A 25,012-nucleotide genomic window follows, 5' to 3' on the forward strand; every position below is an offset into this window, starting at 1 on the left:
GTTGTCGTTTGTCATATGTTCAGGTCAGAGGCCGTTCTCGCGGCTCCTAATCCCCTCAACGCAAACGAAGTTGAGTTTGTTCCGCTCAACTTCAAAATTATAGATATTTTTCTTGAGCGCGCTCGACTCAACTTCTCGTTCGATACACTCGTCCCCATGGACACCCCCGAGCTGCTCGCCCGCCGCCTCATCGCCCACGGCCTCGCCGGCTCCGCCGCGCGCCCGGCGTTTTCCTCACCGCTCGAGGCCGCTCGCGGGCTGCTCGCCGTCCAGGGGCAGACCTACCCGGCGGGCATCCGCTCGCTCGCGTTGCGCAGCTCGAGCAGCGACGAGGAGGTCCTCGCCGCCGTCCGCGCCGGCCGGATCGTCCGCTCCTGGCCGCAGCGCGGCACCCTCCACTTCCTCGCGGCGGAGGACGCCCGCTGGCTCGCCCGCCTGTTGCACCCGCGCGTCGCCCCCTCGCAGATCGCCCGCCGCGGCGGTTTGCAGCTTGACGACGCCACGGCGGCCCGCGCCCACGAGGCGCTCGTCGCTACGCTCCTCGCCGCCGGGAGCGGAAACCCGGTGCCCCGCAAGGAGATCTACGCCGCCTTCGAGGAGGCGGGGGTGGACCCGGCGGGCGGGCGCGGCCCCCACCTGCTGCGGTTCTTCGGCGGCCAGGGCGACATCGTTCAGGGCCCCAAACAGGGCGCGCAGGAGACGTTCGTGCTGGTCGACGCCCTGGGCGTCGAGCAGGCGGAGCTCGAGGGCGAGGCGGCGCTCAAGGAGCTGGGTGCCCGCTACGCCTCGGGCCACGGGCCGGTGGCGGTCGCGGACCTGGCCTGGTGGACCATGCTCACCAAGGCGCAGGCGAGGAAGGCGCTGGAAGGCCAGTGGGAGGTCGACGGCTACTACATGGCCGAGTGGCAAGAGGACGTCACCCCCTCGGAGCTCGCGGCGGCGCTGGAGCTGCGGCTCGAGCTGCCCGCCTTCGACGAGTACCTGCTCGGGTATGCGGACAAGTCGATCATCGTCGACGACGAGCTGCGCAAGGACGTGCTCACCAGCAACGGGTTGGGATGGCCGTGGGTGATGTCAGGCGGCGTCGGAGTGGCGAGCCTGCGCAAGAAGGACGAGCGAGGACACAAGGCCTAGGGCCAGGCAGGCGGCGGCGACGTAGAGGGCCGCGGAGGTGCCGTGGCTGAAGCCGTCGTGGAGGATGCCCAGCGCCGCCTGCGGGTCGGGCAGCTTCGCCGATAGAGCGTTCATCGCCGAGCCCGCAGTGGTCGCGGTCGCGTCCGCGAGCGACTGGGCGGCCTCGGGCGGCAGCTTCAGCCCGTCGACAAGCTGCTGCGGGAGATAGGAACCGACGGCGGCGGCGAGCGTGGTGCCCGCGAACGCCGCGCCGAGCGCCGAGCCGAGCTGGCGGAAGGTGGACTGGGTGGCCGAGCCCATGCCCGACTTCTCCAGCGGCACGTCGTGGAGGATCACCGACGCGAGCTGCGCGGACGCCAGCCCCATGCCCGCGCCGTAGACGGCGAGCACCGCGGACAGGCAGGCGATCGACGCGCCGGGCGCGACCACGATCGCCGCCGAGACGATGCCGACCACCTCGAGGATAAGCCCCACGACCACGGTGAGCGCGGGCCCCAGCTTCGTGGCTAGGTGCCGCGCCGCCACGCCGGACAGGATCGCGCCGAGCGCCATGGTGGCCAGCACGACGCCGGAACGGATCGTGCCCAGACCCGCGACGTTGACCAGGTACAGCGGCAGGACGAACAGCGCCGCGAACTCGCCGATGGACACGGTCATGGCGGTGATGTTTCCGGCGAGGAAGCTCGGGAGCCTCAGCAGCGAGGGGTCGAAGAGCGCGGCCCTTCCGCGGCGGGCCCGCGCGCTCTCGAGCGCGACGAAGAAGCCGAGCGCGACGAGGCCTATGATGATGGCCAGCGGCGCGGGAGAGACGCCGCCGAGGGAGTACTCGCCGCGCGCGGACCACCAGCCGTAGCTTTCGCCCTCGATGAGCCCGAAGACGATCGTGCCGAAGGCGACCATGCTGAGCAGGGTGCCCGCGACGTCGAAGCCCTTCCGCGAGCGCTTGGCGATGGTCTCCGGCAGCAGCCTCATCGCGAGCACGAAGAGCACGGCGCAGATCGGCGGGTTGACGAGGAAGATCCACGGCCAGCTCAGCTGCTCGGTGAGCACCCCGCCAGCCAGCGGCCCGATCGCCGCCGCCGAGGCCATGGTCGCGCCCCAGATGCCGAACGCGGCGGCGCGCCTGGGCCCGCGGAAGGTGGCGTTGATCGTGGCAAGCGTCGCGGGTAGCACGATGGCGCCGCCGATCCCCTGGATGCCACGCGCCAGGAGCAGCGGGGCGAAGCTGGAGGCCATCGCCGCGACCAGTGAGCCGACACCGAAGAACACCTGGCCGATAAGGAACATCTTCTTGGTGCCGAAGCGGTCGCCGAGCGTGCCCATCGTGAGCAGCAGCGCGGCGAAAACCACCGAGTACAGGGAGGTGATCCACGCGGCGTTGGTGAGCGTGAGGCCGAGGTCGGAGATGATCGCGGGCAGGGAGACCGCGACGATCGTGGAGTCGAGGACGATGAGGGCCACGCCGACGATGAGGACGGCGAGCATGCCCCAGCCGCCCTCGGGCTGGGCTTGGCGCGCGCCGCGTGGCGCAGTGGTTTCTGTGGTGGCAGCGGAGGCCATGGGAGGTCACCCGATTCGTGATCGAAGTATTGATGTCGACACTGCGTTGGTATCTACCTCTATCCTCCGCCGCACGCCGCGCGAGGTAATCACCCAAATGGTTGATCCTGCAATAATGGGGCCCATGGATCTCTTCCGCATCGCCGGGGAGCACGCGCTCGAGCTCCCCGCCACCGAGCTCACCCACCCCTTCGGCGCGGGCTGGGACGTCTACCGCGTGAAGGACAAGATGTTCTGCGTGTTAAGCCACCCGGAGGAGAACCCGCAGCGGGTGCCCATGGTGATCGTCAAGGCCATCCCCGAGGAGGGCGAGCGCCTGCGGGCGCGCTACGCCGAGATCACGCCGGGCTATCACATGAACAAGGTGCACTGGAACTCCATCGTCGACGGCCCCGGCATTAGCGAGAACCTCGTCCGCGACCTCATCACCGACTCCTACCTCGCCGTCGTCGCGGGCCTGCCGCGGGCGAAACGGCCGGTGGATCCGGAAAACCACGGTCTGCGGCAGTTCGGGGCGGGATTCTAGCGCCCCGCCCGTGCCAACCCATGCGTTCGAGGCCATAATGGGGATACTTGGAAGCGCTTGCCGATACGGTGCGGCACCGTAGGCGTCGGAAAGCACAAGAAAAGGACGCGATTATGACCGCAAACGAGACGAACGACCCCGGCACCCTGCGCGTGGGCGATGCCGACCGCAAGGCCGCGCTCGACCGGCTGGGGCTGTACTTCGCGGGCGGTCACCTCGACGTCGCCGAGTTCGACGAGCGCTCCGGCAAGGCCGCAATCGCCAAGGTCCGCGGCGACATCGACGCGCTCTTTGTCGATTTGCCCCCGCTTGACGACGCCAAGGCGCCCGCCTCCCGGAACCCGTACCGGGCAGAGACCATCGATGAGGCCCAGGGCGAGCTGGACCGCGTGATGAAGCGCGCCGAGGTCGTCCAGAAGGTGGACGCGGCGGTGTGGGGAGCGACGATGGTGATCTTCTTCGTCTCGCTATTCGTGCTCCACTGGCAGTACTTCTGGCTGGTCTTCCCCATCGCGGGCGTTGCCAGCGGTGCCGTGCGCCGGGCCTTCCGGCTCACGCCCGAGGAGGAGGAGCTGTACGAGAAGCTGAGCGGCGCCGAGCAGCGCGAGCGGATGCAGCGGCTCGAGCAGGCGGCGGACAAGCGCCGGGAGCTGGGCTACTAACGCACGAAGCGCGACCGCCTCCCTTCGTGGGCGGCAGCCCCGCTTCTTCTTAACGAGGGGTTATGCCTCGCACTCGTCCCAGTGGCCGTCGTGCAGGTGGTGGCGGTGACCGTCGTGCAGGTAGTCGACGTGGTCGCCGTGCTGGACCGCCTCGTGGCCGCAGCCTGGGCCGTGGACGTGGTCGTGATTCTCGTGAATCTGGCAGGACATGGTGGGCTCCTCCTTTCCTTTTCCTTCTTGCAGCGATGCCGAAGCGCGCCGGGCGAAAGGGGTCGCGCACCGGCGGGGGCACCCTGTCATTGTTGAACATCTACCTAAAACGATACGCTTGGCTATCATTTCTGTCAGCAGCTTCTTAGCTCACACCCGAGGTGACGAGGATCTTGCGTCACTTTGGCCCCCAAGCAGGAAGATTGCCACCCGTTCACACTTTTATTGACACGTCACCTAAACTAACTGCATGCAATCATTCGGTTTTCTCTCCTTTGGCCACCACGCCATCGGAAACCAACAGGGCCCCAACGCCAGGGACGTCCTTCACCAGGCGATCGACATCGCCGTCGCCGCGGACGAGCTGGGCGTCAACGGCGCCAACTTCCGCGTACACCACTTCGCGCCGCAGGCCTCCTCCCCGATCCCGCTCCTCAGCGCGATCGCCGCGCGCACCTCGCACATCGAGGTGGGCACCGGCGTCATCGACATGCGCTACGAGAACCCGCTCTACCTCGCGGAGGAGCTCGGCTCCCTCGACCTCATCGCCGACGGCAGGCTCGCCATCGGCGTGAGCCGTGGGTCACCCGAGCCCGCCCTGCGCGGCTGGGAGGCCTTCGGCTACACCGCCGAGGCCCCCAACGGCGCCGACATGGCGCGCGAGAAGTTCCTGCGCCTGCTCGACGCGGTCTCCGGCTACGGCGTGGCCACCGCGGCCCCCGCGGAGGAGCAGTACCCGTACATCTACCAGCCGGGTTCTGCGCTGCCGGTGTTCCCCTACTCCGAGGGGCTGCGCAGGCGCATCTGGTGGGGCTCGGGCACGAACAAGTCGGCCATCCAGGCCGCCAAGGACGGCGTCAACCTCATGAGCTCCACGCTCGTCAGCGAGGCCGACGGCCGCAGCCTCGGCGAGCTGCAGGCCGAGCAGATCGCGCAGTACCGCGCGGCGTGGGCCGAGGCCGGGCACGACTGGCAGCCGCGCGTGTCCATCTCCCGCTCGATCTTCCCGATCGTCGACGACCAGACCCGCCGGGTGTTCGCCGGCCAGGCCACCGGCCGCGACCAGATCGGTTCCCTCGGCGAGGACGGCCCGGCCACCTTCGGCCGCTCGTATGCCGCCGAGCCCGACGAACTCATCGAACAGCTCTCCCAGGACCCGGCGATCCGGGAGGCCGACACCCTGCTGCTCACCATCCCGAACACCGCGGGCGTGGAGCTCAACGTGAAGCTGCTGTCCGCCTTCGCCGAGCACGTCGCGCCGGCGCTCGGCTGGAAGCCCAGCCACTAACGGCTCGTCCCAACGCCGCAGCCTTTAAGGCCCGATCGCGCAGCTCACGCCGCGAGGTCGGGCCTTTCGGTTGGGCCGCCGCGACACAGGCCAGGCGCTGTACCACCAAACTTGTGCCGTGGTGCAAAATGGGGACTGTGAATACCTCCCCGCTGCGGGCAGTGGCGGACGTCATCTCTCGCAACCGCGAGGAACTCTCCGCCATCGCCTTCGACATGTTTTTCGCCACCCAACGCGATGCGCGCACCCGCATCCGGGCAACGCCCGCGATCGCCGACGCCCTCACCCTGCTCGCGCGCAGCTGCGACTCCGAGGGCAAGCTGCCGTTGGACGTCGAAAAGCGGTTTCTGCAGCGGGCGACCACCCTGTGCGCGCACGGCCTGCGCGTCGACGACCTCGAGCCGCTGGCCGAGTCCGCCCACCGCGCCATGCTCATCACCGCGGGCGGACAGCCCTTCGAGCTGGTGCTCCCCATCGAACGGGCGCTGCAGCAGCTGGCCAGGACCGTCGTCGAGCGGCTGACCGCGTACCCGCCGCAGCCCGCCACCGAGGCGCGCGTGGCCCAGGTCCAGCGCCGCAGCCGCCGGTACACGGTCGTGCGGTTGGAGGCGGACCAGGCCATCGCCTATCAGCCGGGACAGTCGGTGAGCGTCTCCGTCGCGTTCCTGCCGGGCGCGGTGGAATACCACTACCCCGCCAACCCCACCAACGAGCACGGGCAGATCGAGTTCCACGTCTTCCACGACCCTGCCCAGGCGGGCGGCTCGGATCTCACCAAGCTCATGTCGGCTGCCGCCGTCGGCGACATCTGGCGGCTCGGCCCCCACAGCGGCGAGGAGGGCGGCTGGGTGCTCGACAAGAAGCGGGAGGACCTGCTCATCGCGCACGGCATTGGGCTGGCGCCTATCCGCACGGTCGTCATCGACCGGCTCATCAACGGCCCGCAGGTGCGCACGCACCTGTTCCTGTCCGCCGAGTACCCCGGCGAGCTCTACGACCTCATGGGCCTGTGGCAGATCGCCGCCAGCTCACCCTGGCTGTCGGTCACCCCGGTCAGCCTCCACGACGAGGACCCGTGGTGGGTGGCCGCCACCGAGCACAGTGCCCCGCCGCGCGGCCTGCACCTGCGCAAGACCGGCGAGGTGGGCGAGATCGTCTCCAGCTTCGGCAGCTGGGGCGACCGCGACGTGCTCATCGCGGGGCCCGGCGAACGCGTCGCCGCCACCGTCGGCTTCATGCGCGCGGCGGGCACCCCGCGCGGGCACATCCAGACCCGCGTGTGCGAGCAGCCCAGCCTGTGGGCCGTCGGCGCCGACGGCCGCCACCGCGCCAATCAGAGGTAGTTTTCCGGGTAATCCAGCACCGGCAGGCTCGTGCGCATCTTGGCGACCTGCTCCTCGAGGTCCACGTCGTAGACCGCGAGCGTTGCCTGCTCGCCCAGCTCGGCGATGGTGGTGCCGTCGGGGGCGAGGACGCCCGAGTGCCCGATCCCGCTGGGGGCCGCGGCGGTTCGTTCGTCGAGCGGCAGGGCCTGCCCCACCGCCACGATCACCGAGGTGGAGTCGAGCGCGCGCGCCCTGGTGAGCAGCCGCCACTGCTCGAGCTTCCCCTTCCCCGTCGCCCAGGAGGCGGGCAGGAGGATGGCCTGCGCGCCTCGGCGCGCCAGCGCCCGGAACTGCTGCGGGAAGCGCACGTCGTAGCAGGTGGCCAGGCCGAAGCGCACGCCCTTGTACAGGAAGGTGCTCAATTCCTTGCCAGCGGCGACGGTGTCGGACTCCGCGAACCCGAAGGCGTCGTAGGTGTGGATCTTGTCGTAGGTAAAAAGGCTCCCGTCGGGCAGGCAGGCGACCAGCGTGTTGGTGATGCGGTTGATGGTCTTGCCGTCGCGCTCCACGGTATCCGCCGGGGTGAACACGCCCGCGACGAGGGCGAGGTTGTAGCCCTCTGCCAGCTCGCGCAGGGCCGTGACGAACTCGCCGTCGAGCGGCTCGGCCTGGCTGTCGAGGCGGCCGGTGCCGAACCCCTGCATGGTCGCTTCGGGGAAGACGACCAGCTCGGCCCCCTCCTCCGCCGCCTCCTGCACGACGTGGCGGACCTTGTCCAAATTCGCCATCTTATCGCGAATGCTCGAGATCTGTCCTAGTGCTATGCGCATGGTGCCCAATATATGTGGATAACTTCGCCGCGCGCCAACTTATCCACAGATTTCGGCCCGATTTCCGGGCGGCGGTTGACGGCCCCTGCTCGCGCGGCGATGGTGGGGGCATGAATCTCAGCTTCGAATCATCAGCACGTATCCGCCCGCTCGCGCTCACCGAGCCGTCCCCCACCGAGGCCGGCCCCAGCGCCACCGCCGCCGCGCTGCTCACCGCCCGCGAGGCCCTCACCGTTTCCCTCCGCCAGGTGCTTTCGCTTTTCGACGCCCACCGCCACGACCTGCACGCCTTCATCGGGGAGCTGGCCGCCATCGACGTCGGCCTTGCCCGCCGCCTCGAGGGGAGCGGCGCATGACCCCGTTCGTACTCGATGCCTCGCTCCTGCGCGCCGAGGCCGCACGCCTCGGGCGGGACTCCGCCGTGCTCACCGCGGAGCGTGCGGCGGCCACCGACGCGCTCGGCGAGGACTTTCTTCTGCTCGACTCCCCCGCCTTCGCGGCCGGACGCAGGCGCTTCGGCGACATCCTCGAGGAGCTTGGCGCACCCCTTATGGCGCTGGGGAGGATGGAGGCCGCCTTGCTGCTCACGGCGATCGCCCAGGAGGAGCTCGAGCGCGCCTACCGGCTGGTCGCGGGCGTGGGCGGGATGTCCCCCGCGCACGAGCTAGCCGACCGCTCCGGGCTTATCAGCGCGATCCTGCGCGACCTCGTAGGACTCGGCCGAGCCCTCGACCTGGCGTGCGCGAAGGAGATCGAGGCCGCGGCCAGGCTGTGCACGCCTTTGGCCCCGCCGCCCCGGCACTCGTTGGGGGACTTCGCCGGGGTGAGGCTCGACGAGGTCAATGCCGTCAATCTCCTCGGCGCCCCGCCTGAGGTCCTCGCCCTCGCCGAGCGCTACCCCGATGCGCGCCTCCTCGAGGTCGGCGACGGCACGATCGCGGCGGCGTTCGGGGACCTCGACTCCGCGGACTGCGTGGTCACGATGGTCGCGGGCGTGGGATCCTCCGACCCGGCCGGGTGGGAGGGCAACCTCGGGCGCGCCGAGCGGCTCCACCGCTCGACCGGCGCGGCCACCATAATGTGGCTGGGCTACGAGGCCCCCGACTCCGTGCCGGAGGCCTTAAGCACCGCACCCGCCCGCGCCGGCGGCGAGCGGCTGCGCGAGTTCCAGTCCGGCTTGCGCGGCCGCAATCCCGGCGCCGCGCTGGTGGTGGCGGGCCACTCCTACGGCTCGACCGTCGCGGGGCACGCCGCCACCGGCGAGGGGCTCGACGCCGACGCTCTGGTGCTCATGGGCAGCCCCGGCGTGCCCGGCGAGCTGACGCTGCGCGGCGAGGATCCACGGGTGGTGGCGGTGCTCGGCGACCGCGACCCCATCGGGTTGGCCGGCACCGGCGAGCTCGCCGTCCACGGCCGCGACCCCGCCGCGGCGACCAGCGGCTTTGAGCGCTGGCGGGTGCCGGGGGATCACTCGGGGTACGTGGATGACCCGGTGTTCGTCGACAAGCTGCGCGGGCTGCTTACAGAAACCGCGACGGCGAAGGGGGCCTAGGCACGCAAGGACCCCGCCACAAGCGAAGGGGCCGCAAAAATGGGTGAAAGGGGACCTGGCCGCGCTGACTTGCGATGGGGTGGTATGTGCTCCCGCGCCCGATCGTGACTGTCGCAAAACGGGTCGGGTGCGGGAAAGTATGTGTGGATTGATTGTGGGCTAGTAGCGGATCGCCATGCGCCCGTCGATCTTTCCTTGCTTCATGTCCTCGAAGACGCTGTTGACGTCGTCGAGCTTGCACTCGTGGACGGTGGGGTGGATCTTGCCGCGGGCGTAGAAGTCCAGCGCCTCCTCGAGATCCTGGCGCGTGCCCACGAGCGAGCCGCGGATGGTGAGCGCCTTGAACACGATCTCGAAGATCGGCGCGGGGAACTCCCCCGGCGGCAGGCCGTTGAACACGATGGTTCCGCCCTTGCGCGCCATGCCGATCGCCTGGGCGAAGGCCTGCGGGTGCACCGCCGTGACCAGCACGCCGTGCGCGCCGCCCTTGGTGTATGCCTCCACGGCCGCCGCCGGATCCTCGTCGCGGGCGTTGACGGTGAACTCGGCGCCGTGCTTCTTTGCCAGCGAGAGCTTGTCCTCCGCGACGTCGACCGCGATGACGCGCATGCCCATGGCCACCGCGTACTGCACCGCGATGTGGCCGAGGCCGCCCACGCCCGAGATGACCACGAACTGCCCCGGGCGGGTCTCGGTCATCCTCAGGCCCTTGTACACCGTCACGCCCGCGCAGAGGATGGGTGCGACCTCGAGCGGGTCGGAGCCCTCCGGGATGCGCGCACAGTAGCGGGTGTCCACCAGCATGTACTGCCCGAACGAGCCGTCGACGGTGTAGCCGCCGTATTCGGCCTCGTTGCACAGCGTCTCCCAGCCGGTGCGGCAGAACTCGCAGGTGCCGCAGGCCGACCACAGCCACACGTTGCCCACCAAGTCACCGATGCCCACCTCGTGCTCGCCGGGGCCGAGCGCTACGACCTCGCCCACGCCCTCGTGGCCAGGGATGAACGGCGGCTCCGGCTTGACGGGCCAGTCGCCCTCCGCGGCGTGGAGGTCGGTGTGGCAGATGCCCGAGGCCAGAAGCTTTACCAGCGCCTGATTCGGGCCGGGCTCCGGCAGGTCAACTTCCTTGATGGTGAGCTCGGGCCCGAACTCCTCGACGACCGCTCCGGTGAAGCGATCGGGCAGATCGATGGTGGTCATGGTGGTGCTCCTTTTGCGGAAGGTTAGGTGGTCATGGTCGCTTTCTTGCTTGCTTTCCGACGCCGTGCGCGCCCGGGTCTTAGAACAGGCCGGTGGCGTTCTCGTCGTAGGAGACGAGAAGGTTCTTGGTTTGCTGGTAGTGGTCGAGCATCATGAGGTGGGTCTCACGCCCGATGCCGGACTCCTTGTAGCCGCCGAACGCCGCGTGCGCCGGGTAGTTGTGGTACTGGTTGACCCACACGCGGCCGGCCTGGATGGCGCGACCCGCGCGGTAGGCGGTGTTCTGGTGCCGGGTCCACACGCCGGCGCCGAGGCCGTAGTTGGTGTCGTTGGCGATCTTGATGGCCTCGTCGAAGTCCTTGAAGGTCGCGACGGAGAGGACGGGGCCGAAGATCTCCTCCTGGAAGATGCGCATGTCGTTGGTGCCCTTGAAGATGGTCGGCTCTATGTAGTAGCCGCCGCCCAGTCCCTCGAGCTTGTTGACGTGGCCGCCGGTGAGCACCTCCGCGCCCTCCTTCGGCCCGATGTCCAGGTAGGAGGTGATCTTGTCCATCTGCTCCTGCGAGGCCTGCGCGCCCATCATCGTGGTGGAGTCGAGCGGGTTGCCCAGCTTGATGCGCTTGACGCGCTCGACGCCGAGCGCGAGGAAGTCCTCGGCGATGGACTCGTGCACCAGCGCGCGCGACGGGCAAGTGCAGACCTCGCCCTGGTTGAGGGCGAACATCGCAAGACCCTCGACGCACTTGTCGCGGAAGGCGTCGTCGAACTCCATGATGTCCGGGAAGAAGATGGACGGGGACTTGCCGCCGAGCTCCAGGGTGACCGGGATGATCTTGTCGGCCGCGGCCTTGTTGATGATCTTGCCGACCTGGGTGGAGCCGGTGAACGCGATCTTGCCGATGCGGTTGGAGCCCGACAGGGCAACGCCCGCCTCCTCGCCGATGCCGTTGACGATGTTGATCACACCCGCGGGCAGGAGGTCCGCGATGATCTCCATGAGGTAGAGGATCGACGCCGGGGTCTGCTCGGCCGGCTTGAGCACCACGCAGTTGCCCGCGGCGAGCGCCGGCGCCAGCTTCCAGGCGGCCATCAGGATCGGGAAGTTCCAGGGGATGATCTGGCCGACGACGCCGATCGGCTCGTGGAAGTGGTAGGCCACGGTGTTGTGGTCGATCTGGGAGGTGCGCGACTCCTGCGCGCGGATCGCACCCGCGAAGTAGCGGAAGTGATCGGCCGCCAGCGGGATGTCGGCGGCGAGCGTCTCGCGCACGGCCTTGCCGTTCTCCCAGGTCTCGGCCACGGCCAGCTCCTCGAGGTGCTCCTCGATGCGGTCGCCGATGCGGTGCAGAATGAGCGCGCGCTCGGCGGGCGAGGTCTTGCCCCACTCGTCCTTGGCCGCGTGCGCCGCGTCGAGCGCGAGCTCCACGTCCGCCGCCTGCGAGCGCGGCACTTGGCAGAACACCTCGCCGGTGACCGGGGTGATGTTGTCCATGTACTGGCCGTCGACGGGCGGAACCCACTTTCCGCCGATGAAGTTCTCGTAACGATCGCGGTAGGTAACGATCGAGCCCTCGGTGCCTGGGTTTGCGTAAACAGTCATTTTCCAGCCCCTTTCTTCTGGGAAACGTGAGTTCGTGGCGAGCTTGTGGCCGCCTGCGTAGTCGTCGACAAGCGAAATGCCTTCAATTAATGCCCGCGACGTGGCCCCACCCCAGGAGAAAGTGTGGTGGAACCACATCCGCGATTGCCACCACACTAACGTGTGCTAGGTCACTTTTCTATAAGAAGTTAGATCTGACTTACTCGGTTTCGTCGAAGGCGACTTGTTCAGGATTCACAAAATTCACAAATGCTGCACATGCACCCGATTGCATGGCTAACCTCTTCACAATTCCCGAAGACCAAAGTCCCGCTACAATCCCCCCCACGACACCCCCGCGCCACGTAGGGTGCGCCCGCGCAACATACGGACGCACCCTCCTGTTCCTGAATCGTAAAAGGCGGTGGCTACAGCGTTTGAGCGTCGATGACGAATCGATATCGAACATCGGAAGCCATCGTGCGTTCGTAAGCCTCATTGGCATAGCTTGCAGGAATTACCTCTACCTCCGCGCCAATCGAGTGGGCGGCACAAAAGTCGAGCATCTCTTGGGTTTCCCGCATCCCGCCAACAAGCGATCCGGAGATCGAGGTACGTTTCTGGGTAAACGATCGTGCCCTCGTCACCATCGGTTCAGCTGGGAGCCCCAGTTGCACAAAGGTCCCATTGAACCGCAGCAAGGACAGGTAGGCATCGACGTCGAGCTCCGCAGAAACCGTGTTGATGATGAGATCGAAGTAATTGCACAGAGACTCCGGCAGCCCGTCCTTCGTTGAGACGTGGCGGACAGCCCCGAAGGAAAGGGCATCTGCCTTCTTGGAATCCGAATGCGAAAAGGCCGTAACCTCCGCACCCATAGCGGCCGCAATCTTTACTCCGACATGACCAAGCCCGCCCACACCGACGATGGCGACTCGTTTGCCGGGCCCCGCGCCCCAGTGCTTGAGCGGGGAGAAGGTGGTGATACCGGCACACAAGAGCGGAGCGGCCGCGGCCGGATCAAGCCCTTCGGGGATGCGCGCCACGAAGCGTTCCTTCACGACGATCCCCGTTGCATAACCGCCTTGCGTGTATTCGTTTCCGCTATAGCGGTCGACCACACCGTAAGTGCCGATCGGACCTTCAAAGCAATAGGATTCCTCGCCGGAGTCGCATGCCTCGCACTCTCCACAGGAGTTGACGAAGCAGCCTACACCCACTCGATCGCCGACCTTGTAGCGAGACACGGCGTCCCCTACCGCATCGACAATTCCCACGATTTCGTGCCCGGGGACCAGAGGGTAACGACGCTCGCCCCAGTCGCCGCGGACCGTGTGAATGTCGGAGTGACATATTCCAGCGAATTCGATGCGAATGGACACGTCATCCGTGCGAAGCTCCCTGCGTTCGAGGGTCACCGGCTCGAGCGGGCCGCCGAGGCTCTTTGTCGCTAGGGCGGTGACTGCCTGCCCTTGTCTTTGCATGTTAGGCATCCTCCAGTTCTAGGTCAGTTTCGGTTTCTCTAATAGAATCGGCAATCTCGCGGCAATACCTTGCGAAATCCGGGTGATGGAGTTTTTCGCGGTCGGTGAGGTTTCCCTCGCCAATCTTTATGCCGATGTCCTTGATGACCCTGCCCGGGCGTGGACTCATCACAAGCGTGCGGGTCGACAGCAGGACGGCCTCCTCCACGGAGTGGGTGATAAAGAAGTAGGTCCGCTTGTTTTGCCGCCATATTTCCAGCAGCTCGAATTGGAGCCGCTCTCGCGTGTTGGGATCGAGTGCGCCGAAAGGCTCATCCATGAGGACTACTTCAGGATTGGCTGCGAGCACCCGTGCGATCTGGCAGCGTTGCTGCATGCCGCCGGACAGCTCGTACGTCTTCCTGTCCATGAACGACTCCAACCCCACCAGTTTGAGGAACTTCTCCGCCGTCGCCTCACGCTCATTCTTCGGTAGCTTCTGAAACACACCGTAGAGCGCGACGTTTTCCTTCACGCTCATCCACGGATAGAGATTCGCGTGCTGGAAAACCACGCCGCGGTCTTTGCCTGGCTTCGTCGCTGCGTTTCCATTGAGGCGAATCTCTCCAGTCGTCGGGACTAGGAAGCCCGCGAGCATCTTCAACATGGTCGATTTTCCGCATCCGGACGGCCCCACGATACAAACGAACTCGCCTGGCTCGATGGTGAGGTTTGTAGGTGCCAAGGCCACGACCTTTTCGCCCGAGTCGGTCACGTAGGTTTGGGAGACCTCATCGATTTCGATTACCGGGCTGTAGCCTCTATTCGGTTCAAAGTAGGTAGGCATTATTGCTGCTCCAATCACGTTGTCGTGTTCGGCGAAAAGGTCATGAGTAATCCGTGACGGGTGCGTTCAGGTAGATGTCCTTATCCGACACCGCATCGATTTGCCCGACCGACTTGAGAAACCCTGCGGCGTCGTAAAGCTGCTCACCGAGCTTCCCGCCCAATAGGTTCTCGCTATCTTGTTCCGCAGCCTGCGGGTACTGGTAGCCCTCAAGCTGGATCTTGACTTGATCCGCGTCCGTCCCGAGCGCTTCGGCAATGATCGGTGCCGCTTCGTCCGGAGAATCGGAAATCATCTTCGCCGCGTAGTTCTCCAGCTCGACCCACTTGTTCATGAAGCCCGGGTTGTCGGATACGAAGTCGCTGCGCGCCATCGAAAGATCGTAGGTCGGTGCCCCTGCCTTGGCAGTTTCTGCAGACGAGGTCACCACAACGCCGCTTTCCTTCAACTGGGAAAGCGTCGGATCCCAAATCCACGCCGCATCTATATCACCGCTTTGCCAACCAGCGAGGATCTTGTCAGGCGCCATAAAGACGAGCTGCACGTCGGTGTCGCTCATCCCCGCCTGCTTGAGCGCCTGAAGCAGGGAATAGTGAGAAGTTGATGCAGACGGAACCGCTATCTTCTTACCTCTGAGCGACTGCAGGGTCGTGTCCTGCGGGTCGCGCGCCACCAACGATTCCGAGGTGCCAATCACATCGAGCGCCCACGTGACCCTAGCGTCGAAGCTCAGGGGCTTGCTCAGGGCCTTGGCCACGCCCGCCGATCCGAGGGTTGCAAGGTCAATATCTCCCGCGCCAAAAGACTGGATAACGTCCCCACCACCATCGAATCTTTGCCAGGTGATATGGGCATTGGGCATGCAGGATTCTAGGAGTCCTTGCTGGTAAACAATCAGGTCGCCGTTCGGGATGGCCTGCCAGCCGAGCGTGACATCACCGGTGACCGACTCGTCTACGGCAACAGGACACTCCGTCGTCGTCGCTTCGATCATCCCCCACTTTTCCGCCAGCTGATTCGCCGGCGGTCCGACGCACGCGGTCAGACTCACACCAGCGACCGCTATCGAGGCCGCCGTTCCCAGCTTGAGGATTCTTGTTTCCTTCACTGCACTCACCTTCTTTCTGCGTGCATTAAGCACGGCCTTGCCACGGCACTAGTACTTTGGACGCCCACTTCAGAAAAGCGTCGAGAAGCAAGGCAGCGATTCCGATGACGATGATGCAGGCGATCGTGAGCGCGGTATTGAGCTGAGTACCAGAAACATAGGCCAGCCCGCCGATTCCAGGAATGCCATTGTTAATTTCGGCCGCGACCACAGTCGTCCATGCAAACCCGACGGCCAAGCGAATGCCGCTGAGAACATCGGGCAAACTCGAGGGGACGATAACCTTCCACAACATGCTAAGAGGGTTCGCCCCCAGCGTGTACGCCGCTAAAATGCGGTTTTGTTGTGTGTTTCGCACTCCCGAGATCGTGCCCAAGACGATGGGAGAGAATGCTGCGAGAAACAGCAACCAGATCTTGGACGTATCTCCGATACCAAACCAGACGATCAATAGGCCGATGTATCCGAGCGGTGGCAATGCTCGTAGAAAGTTGATGTACGGTTCCACTGCCACGTAGATCCATTCGACAGTACCCATGAGGTACCCAACGAGGACGCCAGCGACCAGTGCAAGTCCTACGCCGATCCCGATGCGCTGGAGGCTAGCTAGGACGTGTTGCCACAGGAAGTAATTCTGCGCGCCGCAGGTTGGTCGCCCACTCTCGAGCTGTTGACAGGTGTTTGCGTTCCAAAAGGCCACGACGACATCCCTCGGGCTGGGCAGGAACAAGGGTTTGACGACCCCAGACGCAGTCAGGCCCCACCACAGCAACAAAAAGGCGACGAATACGCTCACCTGTAGCAATAGTTTTGATTTCTTTGTAAAACGCTGGTTGAGCACAATCCACCTCTATTTCCGTGTTCTCGCCAGATGACTGTTGTGAGGTTGTGAGCTATTTGGCTCCCACGTAGAACTCATCGGCAACGCTGAGTGCATTGTCGAGAATGGCAAGCCCCTTGCGGGCATCCTCATCGGAAAGATTCAGCGGTGGCGTTATATGAATGCGATGCATGTTGTTGAAGACGAGCAGCCCGTTTGCAGTGCACACAGACAGGACCTGCTTCATCTTTTCGTTGACCGTCCCATAGGGGCTGAGGGGTTCCTTTGTCTCTCGATCCGTGACCAGATCTAGCGCCCAGAAAGCGCCACGTCCACGCACCTCGCCAATGCTTGGATGCTTGTCTTGAAGCTCCGCAAGGGCCGGGCCGAAGACGTCGTTGCCCAGATGCGCCGCGTTCTCAACGATCTTTTCGTCGGCCATGATCTTGAGGGTTTCAGCCGCGGCAGCAGCAGCGAGCGGGTGTCCCGAGTAGGTCAGCCCACCTGGGTAGGCCCGCTCATCGAAGAAGTGTGCGATGTCATCGCTCAATCCGATCCCGCCCATCGGCACATAGCCGGAATTGACCCCCTTGGCGAAGGTGACGAGATCTGGGGTGACGTCGAATTGATCGAGCGCGAACCAAGACCCGGTGCGGCCGAAGCCCACCATAACCTCGTCGAGGATCATGACGATGCCGTATTTGTCGCAGAGCTCGCGAACGCCGGGCAGGAAGCCCTCCGGCGGAGGCATGAATCCAGCCGTGCCCGGGATTGTTTCGAGGATGATGGCGGCGAATGCCTCAGGCCCCTCGAAGGCGATCAGATTCTCCAAAGCCTCGAGAGCACGCTCACACTCCTCTTCCTCGCTTCGTGCGTGGTACACGCTCCGGTAGAGGAAGGGACCGAAGAATCTACACGTGGCTCCCGCACCGTAGTCGTTCGGCCAGCGCCGATTATCGCCGGAGATGTTCATCGCCTGCTGGGTTGCTCCGTGGTAACCACGGAACTGCGAGATCACCTTGTAGCGTCCGGTGTACAGCCTAGCCATTCGAATGGCATGCTCGACGGCATCCGCACCGCCGTTGGTAAACATCACCTTGTTCAGGCTGTCCGGCAAGCGGTCGGTGATCAGCTTGGCCGCCTCACCGCGGGAGGCCACCGCGTGGGCGGGTGCGAGGGTGCACAATGTCTCGGCCTGCTTCTTGATCGCCTCGACCAAGCGCGGATGCTGGTGGCCGATGTTCGTAAAGACCAGTTGCGAAGAGAAGTCGAGGTAGCGCTTCCCATCCGCATCGATGAGATATGACCCATCACCCTTGGCGAAAACGAAGGGGTCAAGCGATGCTTGCGCTGACCATGAATGGAACACGTGGGCTCGATCCAACTCGTACGCTTTACGGCCCTCAGCCGACTGCGGGATAGGCATATTTCCCCTCCAAGAAAATGAGAGACAACGATATTTCCTCAGCTCAGAACCACAACAAGGTTTCTGTTGAGCTATAGGTAATAGTAAGCCCATCTTTTTCTGTCACCCAATAGGCTAGGGCATGTTGCCCATTTTATCTATAGTTCAATAGGTAAATTCCCCCCTTTGGCCAGCACTTCTACCCCAGCCAAGATCACCCCCACTCCCTACCCCCGCGAGCCATTGATCCTCGCCTCAAGCTCCCCCAAAACCGCGAAAGTGAGAGGCTCCCCTCGCCCCCGGCGAAATAACGCCCTACTCGAACTCCCCCTTCTTCGGCTGCCTCGACTTCCTGCCAAGCACCCATCCCCTGTGCTCCGAGCGGCGAACGAGCGCACGCAGCTGCGCCGCGGTCATGTTCACCGGCGCCCACTCCGCGCTTCTAAACAGCACCCATCCCCGCCAGTAGCTCATGATCGCCAGGCCCGCGCCAAGCACCGGCGAAACGATCATCCCGAGCGCATCCATCCCCGCCACGTGGAAGCCAACCATCGACACGGACGCGACCAGCGAGGGCACCGCGTACAGCGGGCCGCCGCCGAAGATGCCGGGCACCTCGCCCATGACCACGTCGCGGATCATGCCGCCGCCGACCGCGGTGAGCACGCCCATGAACACCGCCGAGGTCAGCGGCATGTCGAAGGTCAGCGCCTTCACGCAGCCGGTCACCGACCACACGCCCAAGATGATCGAATCCCCGTGGACGCGGAAGTACTCCCACGCCTTGCCCTTCAGGTGGGTCAGCAGCGCGAAGGCCGCGCCCGCGATCGCCAGCAGCAGGTAGGTCGGGTCCGCGATCGCCGCCGCGGTGCCCTTCTGCATGAGCACGTCGCGGATCATGCCGCCGCCGAGCGCCGAGAACAGCGCGAGGAAGGCGAAGCCCACGAAATCGAAGTTGCGTTGGCGGGCGATCGTGCCGCCGATCATGCCGTTGAGAACCACGCCCAGCAGGTCGAAGGACTTGTACAGCGTCCAGATGAGGGGATCAATGTCAGACACGATGTGTCAGCTTAGTGCCTGCGCACGGGCTTCCTAAAGCCGTTTACCCCCAACCTGACTTAGGTCATTTTGGTGTGACATATTAGTCCTTGACGTGTTGACCTGGTGGTTTGTGTTGGTTGGTGGTGGTTTTTCGGCACTAAGGGTGCGGTCGTGGGGGTAGCTGTTAGTGTGATCTTTTATGAGTCCCTATGTCCGTACTGTGAAGACTGCTTCTGGGGCTACCGCTGTGCAAGTTGTTTTTGGTGAGCATGCGGGCAAAAAGACGCTGCGGCATGTCGGATCAGCTCACGATGAGCATGAATTGTCGTTGTTAAAGGCTCAAGCGCAGCGCATCATCGACGGGGACCAGCTGGTCTTAGATCTCCCCTTAGGGGGCTTGGGCACAGCCCTAGGCGGATCCGGTTCGAAGGACAATCCACTCCCGGTGACGGGGCAGAAGGCCGGGTATCTACTTGACTGTATTGACGCGTGTTACCAGCGGCTTGGTTTGGATGTTGCAACCGGTGACGATCAGGTGTTTTTGGATCTAGTCAGGGCTCGGATTATCCAACCCGGATCGAAATTGGACTCGATTGAAACTCTTGCGGAAGTAGGTGTTGCGTCGGCAAGCTACAAAACGATCCAACGCCGACTACCCGGGTACGCGACGGATGATTTCCGGGAAATCCTGTCCCAGTGCTTGGCTCGTCACGCAGGTGTTGGTCGGGGAAGTTTCATTCTCTACGATGTCACGACCTTGTATTTCGAAACTGACACCCCGGATGATCTTCGCAAATCTGGGTACTCCAAAGAACGGCGAGTCGAACCCCAAATCTTGGTCGGGTTGCTCGCCGACCAAACCGGTTTTCCACTGCATATTGGGGCGTTCGAAGGCAACAAAGCAGAAACGCACACGATGCTGCCGATGATTCGAGCTTTCCAGCAGGCCTACAACTTAAACGAGGTCACTGTCGTCGCTGATGCGGGCATGTTTTCTGCTGGTAACAAGCAAGCGATTATCGATGCTGGTCTGGACTATATTTTGTCCACCAAAGTGCCCAACGTGCCTGAGGTTATTGCCTCCTGGGTACGTCAACATCCCGGACTGGAGTACACCCACGGGCAGATCTGGTCACAGCCGTCGTTTTCCGACGGACGTCAAAGCGGTACCCCGAACTCGGTGACGCATTATCACTACTCGTTTGATCGAGCTAGGCGAACCGTCCGTGGGATCGACGAGCAGCTCGCCAAAGCCAAGCGTGCTGTCAACGGTGAGGTAGCCATCAAACGCAATCGCTACGTTGATTTGAAAGCCCCGAACAAACAAGTCAACTTCACACTCGCTGCCAAACACCGGCAGCTAGCAGGAATCAAAGGATACGAAACCACCCTGACCAGCATGTCTGCTTCTGATGTGTTGGGGATGTACCGTCGACTGCTCAACATTGAGCGGTCGTTTCGGATGGCAAAATCAGACCTCCAGGCCAGGCCGATATACGCGCGCAAGCACGACTCCATCAACGCTCACCTCAACATCGTGATGGCTGCACTCGCGATCAGCAAAATGATGGAAAACGCCACAGGGGAAACCATCAAACGACTCGTGAGAACCTTGAAAAAGTACCGGAGTTTCGAACTCACCGTCGCCGGCCGCGCCATCCACGCCGCGACACCGCTACCCGCTGACACCCAAGCCATCGTCACCAAAATCCTCCAACCCTAATTTCGGCACTAATCTGACCTAACTCGGGCCGAGGTCAGCGGCATGTCGAAGGTCAGCGCCTTCACGCAGCCGGTCACCGACCACACGCCCAAGATGATCGAATCCCCGTGGACGCGGAAGTACTCCCACGCCTTGCCCTTCAGGTGGGTCAGCAGCGCGAAGGCCGCGCCCGCGATCGCCAGCAGCAGGTAGGTCGGGTCCGCGATCGCCGCCGCGGTGCCCTTCTGCATGAGCACGTCGCGGATCATGCCGCCGCCGAGCGCCGAGAACAGCGCGAGGAAGGCGAAGCCCACGAAATCGAAGTTGCGTTGGCGGGCGATCGTGCCGCCGATCATGCCGTTGAGAACCACGCCCAGCAGGTCGAAGGACTTGTACAGCGTCCAGATGAGGGGATCAATGTCAGACACGATGTGTCAGCTTAGTGCCTGCGCACGGGCTTCCTAAAGCCGTTTACCCCCAAGCCGTAGGCGTCGAAAAGCGACGCCCAGCAAGAGGACGTCGCTTGTCGACGCGTGACCGCGCGTGGCCTGCAACCGCGCGGCTAGGACCAGCCGTTCGGGAGGATGCCTAAGATGGCAGCCACCGAGTAAAGGAAGGCGATCACGTAGACGGCGATGAGGGTGCCGCGAACGATGATGTGGCCCTGCCAGGTCACCTGCCAGACCGGCTGCGCATCGCCGTACTTCCGCGAGGCGCTCAGCAGAAGGACGGGGACGATGGACATGATCGCGCCCGCGAACCCGCCGGCGTAGGACAGCGCGGAAACGAAGCCGCCCAGGCCGAGGATCGAGATGACCAGCGGCGGGAGCACCGTGAGCAGGACCGCGAGGAGGCGCTTGTTGCCGTGCTCGTCCCAGCGGGTCATGTCCAGAATGTTGCGCATGGCGGTGTACCCGATGGCGATGAAGGAGGTAAACATCGCCAGCAGCGCGAAGGCGTTGGCCAGGTAGAACGCGACCGGGCCGAGCGACTCGCCCCACGAGAGGGTGACCACCTCGGAGACGCCGTCGCCGAGCAGGCCGAGGGCGACGAAGGGGACCAGCGCAAGAGTGAAACCGGTGATGCCCATTCCGGCGACGATCGTGCGCGGGATTGCCTTGGGATTGTTCGGGTCGAGGCCGCGGACCAGCTCCGGCACCACGTACTGCGCCATGAAGGTAAACACGGCCAGGTTCATGATCGGCACGATGAAGAAGGGGTGAAGCACCAGGAGGTTGCTTACGTCGATGCCCGGGCCGAAGAGGGTCCAGCCGCTCAGGATGAGGATGATGGCGGCCATGCCGGAGGTGATCAGGCCCTCGACGAAGCCGGTTGCGTGGAGGCCCTTCCACATGACGAAGCTACCGAGGATGAAGAAGAACAAAGTACCCGCCATCGGCGGCAGCCCGAAGATGCTGTTGAGCAGGGTTCCGGAGCCCGCGGCGTAGGCGATGAGCGCGCCGATGCTGTTGACCATGATGGCGACGAAGACCAACCACCTTCCCCACTGCCCGAGGTATTTCTCGGCAAGTCCCGAGAGCTGGAGCGGTTCCTTCGTCCGCTGAGAGACCTCGGCCACGTACATCATGGAGAACGTGGTCAGGGTTCCCGCCACGAGCAGGGCGATGATAAGGGCGAGGAACCCGCCGTTGCGCGCGGCGTAGGGCAGGCTCAGGATGCCCGCGCCGATGTTGGTGCCGAAGATGAGGGCAACTCCCTGCAAAACTGACAGGGTGGGGGTGTCTTTCACTTCTGTCTCCGTGGGGCGAACTTGCGTCTGAGTCATTGTCTATCCTCCTTGTGATCCATTCATGGGTGGTGCGTTTCTAGGTCCACGCCAGGTACTGGACGTGTTGGTATTCTTCGATGCCCTCGGTCCCGCCCTCGCGGCCGAAACCGGACTGCTTGATTCCTCCGAACGGTGCCGCCGGGTCCGAGATGGCCCCGCGATTGATGCCCACCATGCCCGCCTCGAGGCGCGAGGCGAAGTACTGCGCGGTGTGGACGTTCTCGGTGAAGGCGTAGGCGGCGAGGCCGAACTCGGTCGCGTTGGCCTTGGCCACCGCCTCCTCGTTGGAGGCGAAAGTGGTGACCGTGGCCACGGGGCCGAAGATCTCCTCGCGGAGAATGCGCGCATCCTCGGGGACGTCGACGAGCACGGTCGCCGGGTAGAAATAGCCCTGCCCGGATGGCGTGCTGCCGCCGGTGGTGGCGCGTGCGCCGCCCGCGATCGCTTCGTCGACGAGCTCCGCGATGCGGTCGCGCTGCTTTCTCGTGATGATAGGGCCCAAGGTGGTTCCCTCCTCGAGACCGTGTCCGGTGCGCACCGCCTGCATGCTCGCGGTGAGCTTGTCGACGAATGCCTCCGCAACTGCCTCGTGGACGAGGAAGCGGTTGGCCGCGATGCACGCCTCGCCGCCGTTGCGCATCTTCGCTTGCATCGCGCAGGTGAGAACCAGGTCGAGGTCCGCGTCCTCGGCGACGACGAACGGCGCGTTACCGCCGAGCTCCATCGAGGTGCGCTGCAGGTTGTCCGCGGACTGACGGACGAGGAGCTTGCCCACCCCGGTCGACCCGGTGAAGGTGACCTTCTTGACCCGTGGGTCCTTCATGAGGGAGGAGGAGAACCCGGCGGCATCGGTGGTGGGCAGGATAGACACGATCCCGTTGGGCGCGCCCAACTTGAGGCACACTCCCGCGATGACCTCGCCAAGGAGCAGCAGGGTAAGCGGGGTTTCCGCAGCCGGTTTCACGATGATCGGGCAACCGGCGGCGAGCGCGGGTGCGATCTTGCGCGTGGCCATTGCCAGCGGGAAATTCCACGGCGTGATCGCGACGACGGTGCCGACCGGCTTCCGCGTGACGATGATGGTCCCGTTGCCGGCGGGGGCTGGCGCGACGCGCCCATTCGAGCGCACCGCTTCCTCGGCAAACCAGCGGAAATACTCGGCACCGTAGGCCACCTCGCCGAGCGCCTCGGCGAAGGGTTTGCCCATCTCGCAGCTCATCGCCACAGCGAACTCGTCCTTGCGCCGAACGATTTCGTTGAAGATTTCGCGAAGCAGCTCGGAGCGCTCGCGCGGCGACGTGGCCTCCCATTCCGGGCGTGCCTGCTCGGCGAGATCGAGCGCATCGAACCAATCCTTTTCCGTGGTATCGGCCACCTCGGCGATGACCGCCTCAGTGGCGGGATCGTCGACCGCGAATTGTTGCCCGCGGTTCGCGGCGAGCAGGCTGGTCCCCAGCCACATTCCGGTGGGGACCTGGGCTGCGTGCTGGGCGTTTCCGATTCCAGTTCTCATTGACTTACCTCGTGGTGGGTGGGCCGTATTAGACAGCATTAGGCGTTGTCGCGAATGGCTGCGGCGAGGATGCGGAGCCCCTCGCGCAGGGTGGCTTCAGGGATGACCAGCGGCGGGAGCAGGCGAATGACGTTGTAGTCCATGCCGCAGGTGAGGATGAGGACGCCAGCATCCATGCAGGCCTTCGCGGCCGCCTTGGTCAGCGCGGCGTTCGGCTTGCCGTCCGCGTCCACGAACTCCAGGCCGATCATCGCGCCGTGCCCGCGGATCTCCGCGACCTCCGGGAGCTCGAGCAGGGGCTCGAGCTCTTCGCGAACGATCTTTTCAATCTCCTGGGCGCGGCCGGGGAGATCAAGCTCCTCCATCTGCCCGAGCGCCGCGACCGCCGCGGCGCAAGCCACGGGGTTGCCGCCGTAGGTCCCGCCGAGGCCGCCGACGACGGGGGCGTCCATGATCTCGGCCCGACCGGTTACCGCCGACAGCGGCATGCCGCCCGCAATGCCCTTCGCGATGGTGACGAGGTCCGGAACCACGCTCTCGTGGTCGACCGCCCACCACTTTCCGGTGCGGGCAAGGCCCGCCTGGATTTCATCGGCGACGAAGACGACGCCATTGTCCTTGCACCATGCGGCGATCGCGGGCAGGAAGCCTTCCGCCGGGACGATGAATCCGCCCTCGCCCTGGATGGGCTCGATGACCACGCACGCCAGGTTCTCAGCCCCGACTTCCTTCTCGATCATGTGGATCGTGCGCGCGGCGGCCGCCTCGCCGGTGAGCCCGTCGCGCAGCGGGTAGGACATGGGCGCGCGGTAGACCTCGGTGGCGAAGGGGCCGAAACCGGTCTTGTACGGGGTGTTCTTCGCCGTCATGGCCATGGTGAGGTTCGTGCGGCCGTGGTAGGAGTTGTCGAAGACGACGACGGCGTCCTTCTTGGTGTAGGCGCGCGCGATCTTCACCGCGTTCTCCACCGCCTCTGCGCCGGAGTTGAGGAGCACGGTCTTCTTCTCGTGGTCGCCCGGGGTGAGCGCGTTGAGTTTCTCTGCCACCGCGACGTAGGACTCGTAGGGGGAGACCATGAAGCAGGTGTGGGTGAAGTGGGCGGCCGATTCCTGGACGGCGGCGACCACCGCCGGGTTGGACGCGCCCACGGAGGTCACCGCGATGCCGGAGGCGAAGTCGATGTAGGAGTTGCCGTCCGCGTCGACCAAGACGCCGCCGTCTGCATCGACGACGTAGCCCGGCAGCCCGGGGGTGAGGGCGCGCGGCACGGCCTTCACGCGACGCTCGTCCAGCTGCTGGTTGAGCGAGCCTCCGGTTTCGACATCTGCCTTCTTCACCGTCTGCTCGAGGTGGTACTCAAGGTCCTTCATGGTGTTCCTTCCGTGTCAGTTGAAGTGGATGAGTTCATACTGAGACACGGACCAGCCTTCGACATATGGCCATGTTGTCGAAATTTGA

The 25,012-nt window shown here is 64.7% G+C and carries 22 protein-coding genes and 1 pseudogene; 8 read left to right on the forward strand and 15 right to left on the reverse strand.

Going from position 1 to position 25,012, the window contains the following annotated elements:
- The first annotated feature begins 156 nt into the window (after positions 1-156).
- A complete protein-coding gene (locus B843_RS11780; RefSeq protein ID WP_025253696.1) occupies positions 157-1,134 on the forward strand; it encodes a DNA glycosylase AlkZ-like family protein in 978 nt (325 codons plus the stop codon).
- On the opposite strand, the gene B843_RS11785 is transcribed toward B843_RS11780, so the two are convergent.
- Positions 1,075-2,694, reverse strand: a complete 1,620-nt coding sequence (locus tag B843_RS11785; protein ID WP_025253697.1) for a DHA2 family efflux MFS transporter permease subunit — start codon at positions 2,692-2,694, stop codon at positions 1,075-1,077. The two genes, B843_RS11780 and B843_RS11785, sit on opposite strands and share 60 nt — an antisense overlap.
- Before the next feature lie 124 nt (positions 2,695-2,818).
- Between B843_RS11785 and B843_RS11790 the strand changes: the two genes are divergently transcribed.
- Together B843_RS11790 and B843_RS11795 are read left to right on the forward strand one after the other, a co-directional pair.
- Entirely contained in the window at positions 2,819-3,220 is a 402-nt protein-coding gene (locus tag B843_RS11790) for an MmcQ/YjbR family DNA-binding protein (RefSeq protein ID WP_155895160.1), read from the forward strand.
- A gap of 113 nt (positions 3,221-3,333) precedes the next feature.
- The gene (locus B843_RS11795; protein ID WP_025253699.1) at positions 3,334-3,882 is read left to right on the forward strand and encodes a DUF1707 SHOCT-like domain-containing protein; all 549 of its coding nucleotides are present in this window, start codon (positions 3,334-3,336) and stop codon (positions 3,880-3,882) included.
- 60 nt (positions 3,883-3,942) lie between these two features.
- On the opposite strand, the gene B843_RS13950 is transcribed toward B843_RS11795, so the two are convergent.
- The gene (locus tag B843_RS13950) at positions 3,943-4,092 is read right to left on the reverse strand and encodes a hypothetical protein (protein WP_169729856.1); all 150 of its coding nucleotides are present in this window, start codon (positions 4,090-4,092) and stop codon (positions 3,943-3,945) included.
- A gap of 250 nt (positions 4,093-4,342) precedes the next feature.
- Here B843_RS13950 and B843_RS11805 point away from each other — a divergent pair, with 250 nt between their 5' ends.
- Both B843_RS11805 and B843_RS11810 read left to right on the forward strand, forming a co-directional pair.
- Positions 4,343-5,380 carry an LLM class flavin-dependent oxidoreductase gene (locus tag B843_RS11805; RefSeq protein WP_038595534.1) on the forward strand — a complete coding sequence of 346 codons (1,038 nt, stop codon included), beginning with the start codon at positions 4,343-4,345 and terminating at the stop codon, positions 5,378-5,380.
- A gap of 137 nt (positions 5,381-5,517) precedes the next feature.
- On the forward strand, positions 5,518-6,723 hold the full coding sequence (locus B843_RS11810) for a ferredoxin reductase domain-containing protein (RefSeq protein WP_155895161.1): 1,206 nt from the start codon (positions 5,518-5,520) through the stop codon (positions 6,721-6,723).
- Here B843_RS11810 and B843_RS11815 read toward each other — a convergent pair.
- Complete coding sequence (locus tag B843_RS11815; RefSeq protein WP_025253701.1) at positions 6,714-7,535, reverse strand: carbon-nitrogen hydrolase family protein; 822 nt, start codon at positions 7,533-7,535, stop codon at positions 6,714-6,716. The two genes, B843_RS11810 and B843_RS11815, sit on opposite strands and share 10 nt — an antisense overlap.
- A 110-nt stretch (positions 7,536-7,645) precedes the next feature.
- Here B843_RS11815 and B843_RS11820 point away from each other — a divergent pair, with 110 nt between their 5' ends.
- Both B843_RS11820 and B843_RS11825 read left to right on the forward strand, forming a co-directional pair.
- A complete protein-coding gene (locus tag B843_RS11820; protein WP_025253702.1) occupies positions 7,646-7,891 on the forward strand; it encodes a hypothetical protein in 246 nt (81 codons plus the stop codon).
- The gene (locus tag B843_RS11825; RefSeq protein WP_025253703.1) at positions 7,888-9,087 is read left to right on the forward strand and encodes an alpha/beta hydrolase; all 1,200 of its coding nucleotides are present in this window, start codon (positions 7,888-7,890) and stop codon (positions 9,085-9,087) included. The genes B843_RS11820 and B843_RS11825 overlap by 4 nt, the downstream gene beginning before the upstream one ends.
- Positions 9,088-9,246: 159 nt before the next feature.
- On the opposite strand, the gene adhP is transcribed toward B843_RS11825, so the two are convergent.
- The 8 genes from adhP to B843_RS11865 form a co-directional block, all read right to left on the reverse strand.
- The gene (adhP, locus tag B843_RS11830) at positions 9,247-10,287 is read right to left on the reverse strand and encodes an alcohol dehydrogenase AdhP (protein WP_025253704.1); all 1,041 of its coding nucleotides are present in this window, start codon (positions 10,285-10,287) and stop codon (positions 9,247-9,249) included.
- 79 nt (positions 10,288-10,366) lie between these two features.
- Complete coding sequence (gene exaC / locus B843_RS11835; protein ID WP_025253705.1) at positions 10,367-11,887, reverse strand: acetaldehyde dehydrogenase ExaC; 1,521 nt, start codon at positions 11,885-11,887, stop codon at positions 10,367-10,369.
- Between the two features lie 407 nt (positions 11,888-12,294).
- Complete coding sequence (locus B843_RS11840; protein ID WP_025253706.1) at positions 12,295-13,350, reverse strand: NAD(P)-dependent alcohol dehydrogenase; 1,056 nt, start codon at positions 13,348-13,350, stop codon at positions 12,295-12,297.
- Position 13,351: 1 nt separating this feature from the next.
- On the reverse strand, positions 13,352-14,176 hold the full coding sequence (locus B843_RS11845) for an ABC transporter ATP-binding protein (protein ID WP_025253707.1): 825 nt from the start codon (positions 14,174-14,176) through the stop codon (positions 13,352-13,354).
- Between the two features lie 40 nt (positions 14,177-14,216).
- Positions 14,217-15,284: a taurine ABC transporter substrate-binding protein gene (locus tag B843_RS11850; RefSeq protein ID WP_025253708.1), complete on the reverse strand. Its 1,068-nt coding sequence runs from the start codon at positions 15,282-15,284 to the stop codon at positions 14,217-14,219.
- 25 nt (positions 15,285-15,309) lie between these two features.
- Positions 15,310-16,125: an ABC transporter permease gene (locus tag B843_RS11855; protein ID WP_244877332.1), complete on the reverse strand. Its 816-nt coding sequence runs from the start codon at positions 16,123-16,125 to the stop codon at positions 15,310-15,312.
- 52 nt (positions 16,126-16,177) lie between these two features.
- Positions 16,178-17,530, reverse strand: coding sequence for an aspartate aminotransferase family protein (locus B843_RS11860; RefSeq protein WP_025253710.1), 1,353 nt, complete (start codon positions 17,528-17,530; stop codon positions 16,178-16,180).
- A 294-nt stretch (positions 17,531-17,824) separates the two neighbouring features.
- Complete coding sequence (locus B843_RS11865; protein ID WP_025253711.1) at positions 17,825-18,568, reverse strand: trimeric intracellular cation channel family protein; 744 nt, start codon at positions 18,566-18,568, stop codon at positions 17,825-17,827.
- Positions 18,569-18,749: 181 nt separating this feature from the next.
- Between B843_RS11865 and B843_RS11870 the strand changes: the two genes are divergently transcribed.
- The gene (locus B843_RS11870) at positions 18,750-20,273 is read left to right on the forward strand and encodes an IS1634 family transposase (RefSeq protein ID WP_025251850.1); all 1,524 of its coding nucleotides are present in this window, start codon (positions 18,750-18,752) and stop codon (positions 20,271-20,273) included.
- A gap of 26 nt (positions 20,274-20,299) precedes the next feature.
- On the opposite strand, the pseudogene B843_RS11875 reads toward B843_RS11870, so the two are convergent.
- The 4 genes and pseudogenes from B843_RS11875 to gabT form a co-directional block, all read right to left on the reverse strand.
- Positions 20,300-20,680, reverse strand: a pseudogene (locus tag B843_RS11875) (trimeric intracellular cation channel family protein); the annotation flags it as partial.
- Positions 20,681-20,814: 134 nt separating this feature from the next.
- Positions 20,815-22,038 (reverse strand): aromatic amino acid transport family protein, encoded by a 1,224-nt coding sequence (locus B843_RS11880; RefSeq protein ID WP_025253713.1) that lies wholly within the window; start codon positions 22,036-22,038, stop codon positions 20,815-20,817.
- 40 nt (positions 22,039-22,078) lie between these two features.
- Positions 22,079-23,554, reverse strand: a complete 1,476-nt coding sequence (locus tag B843_RS11885; protein ID WP_034649362.1) for an NAD-dependent succinate-semialdehyde dehydrogenase — start codon at positions 23,552-23,554, stop codon at positions 22,079-22,081.
- Between the two features lie 38 nt (positions 23,555-23,592).
- Positions 23,593-24,924 (reverse strand): 4-aminobutyrate--2-oxoglutarate transaminase, encoded by a 1,332-nt coding sequence (gene gabT, locus B843_RS11890; protein WP_025253715.1) that lies wholly within the window; start codon positions 24,922-24,924, stop codon positions 23,593-23,595.
- Between the last annotated feature and the right edge of the window lie 88 nt (positions 24,925-25,012).

Origin of the sequence: Corynebacterium vitaeruminis DSM 20294 (assembly GCF_000550805.1) — a bacterium.
Lineage (GTDB): Bacteria > Actinomycetota > Actinomycetes > Mycobacteriales > Mycobacteriaceae > Corynebacterium > Corynebacterium vitaeruminis.